The organism is Ureaplasma diversum NCTC 246, assembly GCF_000731915.1.
Taxonomy (GTDB): domain Bacteria; phylum Bacillota_I; class Bacilli_A; order Mycoplasmatales; family Mycoplasmoidaceae; genus Ureaplasma; species Ureaplasma diversum.
Genome location: NZ_JFDP01000004.1, coordinates 1 through 4,939, shown reverse-complemented (window position 1 = coordinate 4,939; position 4,939 = coordinate 1). Strand labels below are relative to the sequence as shown.

At 43.6% G+C, this 4,939-nt stretch carries 3 rRNA genes; all 3 read right to left on the bottom strand.

The features are described from left to right. Positions 1-32: 32 nt before the first annotated feature. A 5S ribosomal RNA gene (gene rrf, locus UDIV_RS00315) occupies positions 33-137 on the bottom strand. 59 nt (positions 138-196) lie between these two features. Then, positions 197-3,103 (bottom strand): 23S ribosomal RNA (locus UDIV_RS00310). A 282-nt stretch (positions 3,104-3,385) separates the two neighbouring features. Beyond that, positions 3,386-4,901, bottom strand: a 16S ribosomal RNA gene (locus UDIV_RS00305). The 16S, 23S and 5S rRNA genes sit together here, the layout of an rRNA operon. Positions 4,902-4,939 lie beyond the last annotated feature (38 nt).

Sequence of the window (4,939 nt, the reverse complement as noted above, 5' to 3'; positions counted from 1 at the left end):
AAAAAAAAGCACCAAATGGTGCTTAATTATTTGCGTGGCGATGACCTATTTTATTTTAAACTATCGTCGGCTCTAGAGTGCTTGACTTCTGTGTTCGGGATGGGAACAGGTATTTCCACTCTGATATCTTCACCACACTATTTGATCGATATTTGAAAACTAAATATTATCAACACTTTTTAATCAATGACAGGATTTACATAAGTCCTCGAATTATTAGTATCAGTTAGCTTAACACGTCACCGTGCGTACACATCTGACCTATCAACGTTATGGTCTATAACGATTCTTACTCCATTTAAGGAAGGGAAGATTAATCTTGAAGTTAGTTTCACACTTAGATGCTTTCAGCGTTTCTCTATTCCACACGTTGCTACCCTGCAGTGCCGCTGGCACGACAACAGGATCACAAGAGGTGTGTCCATTCCGGTCCTCTCGTACTAGGAACAGCTCTTCTCAATCTTCCTACGGGCATGACAGATAGGAACCAACCTGTCTCACGACGGTTTGAACCCAACTCACGTATCTCTTTAATCGGCGAACAGCCGAACCCTTGGAACCTGCTTCAGCTCCAGGATGAGATGAGTCGACATCGAGGTGCCAAACAGTGCCGTCGATATGAACTCTTGGGCACTATCAGCCTGTTATCCCCAGAGTAGCTTTTATCCGTTGAGCGATGACCCTTCCATACGGAGTCACCGGATCACTATGACCTAGTTTCCTACCTGTTCGACTTGTAAGTCTCACAGTCAAGCACCCTTATACCATTACACTCTATACACGATTTCCAACCGTGCTGAGGGTACCGTTGCGCGCCTCCGTTACCTTTTGGGAGGCGACCGCCCCAGTCAAACTGCCCACCTAACACTGTCCCCCAACCAGATTCATGGTTGCAGGTTAAGAGAATTCTTATTGCAAGGGTAGTATTCCAACGGTGACTCCATATACCCTAGCGAGTATACTTCAAAGTCTCCTACCTATGCTCTACAAGCAATAAAAATTCCCAATATTAAGCTACAGTAAAGCTTCATGGGGTCTTTCCGTCCAATCACGCCAAGAGGGCGTCTTCACCCTCACCAGGATTTCACCGAGTCTACAGTTGAGACAGTCAAGAGATGGTTACACCATTCAAGCGGGACGGAATTTACCCGACAAGGAATTTCGCTACCTTAGGACCGTTATAGTTACGGCCGCCATTCACTGGGGCTTCAGTCAAAAGCTTCGCTTGCGCTAACATTCTTCTTTAACCTTACAGCATTGGGCAGGTGTCACCCCATATACATCGTCTTACGACTTAGCATAGAGCTGTGTTTTTGTTAAACAGTCCCCCCTCGCTATTCACTGCGGCTCACCGTTAAGTGAGCATCCCTTATTGCTAACGTACGGGATCAATTTGCAGAGTTCCTTAACTGTAGTTAACTCGCTAACCTTAGGATATTCTCCTTGACTACGTGTGTTCGTTCTCGGTACGAACTACATATTGTTTAACGCTAGAAGCTTTTCTTGGAAGCATGATATATATGTCTTCTCTACTGCCCGAAGGGGTCGATCGTACTCATAACTTAGTCTTATGACAAACGGATTTGCCTATTTGTCAACCTTGTTATTTAAACCAGAATCCGATTACTGGCACATAATAACCTTCTCCGTCACTCCATCACACAATACATAGGTACAGGAATATTAACCTGTTTTCCATCGACTACGCTTTTCAGCCTCGCCTTAGGATTCGACTTACCCTGGGAGGACGACCCTGGCCCAGGAACCCTTAGTCAATCGGTTTGAGAGATTCTCACTCTCATTCGTTACTCACGCCAGCATTCTTGCTTGTATAAAGTCCAATAGCCTTCACAGTCTACCTTCATCCCATATACAACACTCGTCTACCGTAGCAAATGCTACCCATAACTTCGGTTATATGCTTAGCCCCGTTACATCTTCCGCGCAGAGTCTCTCGACAAGTGAGCTGTTACGCACTCTTTAAACGGTGGCTGCTTCTAAGCCAACATCCTTGCTGTTTAAGAAACTCAACATCGTTTTCCACTTAGCATATATTAGGGACCTTAGTTAATGATCTGGGCTGTTTCCCTCGCGACAATGAAGCTTATCCCCCACTGTCTGACTGCTGGAGTAGATTATATGGTATTCAGAGTTTAATTCTATTCAGTACACCGAGGTGGCGCCATCATAGATTCAGCGCTTTACCCCCACATAATCAATAATCCAACGCTATTCCTAAAAATATTTCGACGAGAACGAGCTATCACGGAGTTCGATTGGAATTTCACCGCTATCCACAGGTCATCCCCTGTCGTTTCAACGAAAGTGGGTTCGGTCCTCCAGTAAATGTTACTTCACCTTCAACCTGCCCATGGATAGATCACCCCGTTTCGCGTCTATTGCAACATACTAAAGCGCCCTGTTCAGACTCGGTTTCCCTACGGCTCCGTTTCTACAACTTAACCTCGCATGCTACAATAACTCGCTGGCTCATACTTCAAAAGGCACGCTATCACACATTGATGTGCTCTAACACCTTGTAAGCTTATGGTTTCAGGTTCTATTTCACTCCCATCTCTGGGTTCTTTTCACCGTTCCCTCACGGTACTATGCGCTATCGGTGACAAACTAGTATTTAGGCTTACCCAATGGTCTGGGCAGATTCAGACAGGATTCCACGTGTCCCGCCCTACTCAGGATACTACTAGGTAAAATAATGATTTCGTATACGGGATTATCACCCTCTATGATTTGGCTTCCCAACCAATTCTACTATCATTATTTAGTCCACATTGTAGTCCTACAACCCCAAGATAAATCTTGGTTTGGCCTGTTCCCCTTTCGCTCGCCGCTACTGAGGGAATCACATTCGTTTTCTTTTCCTTTGGCTACTGAGATGTTTCACTTCACCAAGTATCGCTTTATTAAGCTATGTATTCACTTAATAATAGTATAGTAATGGAGTTACTATACTGAGTTTCCTCATTCGGAGATCAACGGATTGGCGTTTCTTATCAACTACCCGTTGCTTATCGCAGATTTGCACGTCCTTCATCGCCTGTTTGTCCCAAGGCATTCACCATAAGCTCTTAGTAACTTATTATAAATCCTTTAAGTTTTGTTATATGATTGTTAACTATATTAAAAATATAGTATCTTTTCAATGACAAATTCAATCGTCATTGATTAGAAAGATTTGTTGATATTATTCAGTTTTCAAAGATCGATCACCATATTAAAAACTAATATGGGAGAGAATGAATCTCTCAAAACTAAATAGAATCCGACCATTATATGAATGTAATAAAAATAATAATTGTGGCTATATATAATGGATTTTGTATAAATGTACACTTAGTACGTAAATTTAAAATTTACTCCGAAGAAAGGAGGTGATCCATCCCCACGTTCTCGTAGGGATACCTTGTTACGACTTAACTCCAGTCACCAATCCTACCCTAGACGTATGCCTCCAAAAAGGTTAACAGTACGGTTTCAGATATTACCGGCTCCCATAGTTTGACGGGCGGTGTGTACAAGACCCGAGAACGTATTCACCGCGACATGTCTGATTCGCGATTACTAGTGATTCCAACTTCAAGAGGGCGAATTGCAGCCCTCTATCCGAACTGAGACTAACTTTATCAGATTCGCTCCACCTTACGGTATTGCAGCTGTTTGTATTAGCCATTGTAGCACGTTTGCAGCCCTAGATATAAGGGGCATGATGATTTGACGTCATCCCCACCTTCCTCTACCTTGCGGTAGCAGTATCGATAGATAAATTAACTAGCGAAAGGGGTTGCGCTCGTTGCGGGACTTAACCCAACATCTCACGACACGAGCTGACGACAACCATGCACCACCTGTCATATTGTTAACCTCCGCTATATTTCTATAGCATTGCAATAGATGTCAAACCTAGGTAAGGTTCTACGTGTATTGTCAAATTAAGCAACATGCTCCACCACTTGTGCGGGTCCCCGTCAATTCCGTTTGAGTTTCATTCTTGCGAATGTACTACCCAGGCACATCATTTAATGCGTTAGCTACAACACCGACTCATAAGCGAGCCGACATTTAATGATGATCGTTTACGGTGTGGACTACTAGGGTATCTAATCCTATTTGCTCCCCACACTTTCGAGCCTAAGCGTCAGTAATAGTCCAAGTTGGCGCCTTCGCCACCGGTGTTCTTCCATATATCTACGCATTTTACCGCTCCACATGGAGTTCCCCAACTCTCTGCTACACTCTAGATTCGTAGTTTTTGATACAGCTAGACGTTAAGCATCTAGATTTCATACCAAACTTACAAATCCGCCTGCGCTCGTTTTACGCCCAGTAAATCCGGATAACGCTTGCATCCTATGTATTACCGCGGCTGCTGGCACATAGTTAGCCGATACTTATTCAAATGGTACAGTCAAACTAAAATCATTTCCTATTTTAGTGGTTCTTCCCAAATAAAAGAACTTTACAATCTTATAGACCTTCATCGTTCACGCGGCATTGCTTCATAAGGCTTTCGCCCATTGTGAAAAATTCCCTACTGCTGCCTCCCGTAGGAGTATGGGCCGTGTCTCAGTCCCATTGTGGCTGTTCTACCTCTCAGTACAGCTACGCGTCAATGACTTGGTGAGCCGTTACCTCACCAACTATCTGATACGTCGCACCCTCATCCAAAAGCGTTGCAAACGCAACTTTCTACATTCACTCATGCAAGTAAATGTTATTATCCGGTATTAGCTAATCTTTCGACTAGTTATCCCAAACTTAAGGGTAGATTGGATACGTGTTACTCACCCGTTCACCACTAAGCCAAAAAGGCTTCGTTCGATTTGCATGTATTAGGCATGCCGCCAGCGTTAATCCTGAGCCAGGATCAAACTCTTAAAAATTGACGGATTCTATTTAGTTTTCAAAGATCATTCTTGTT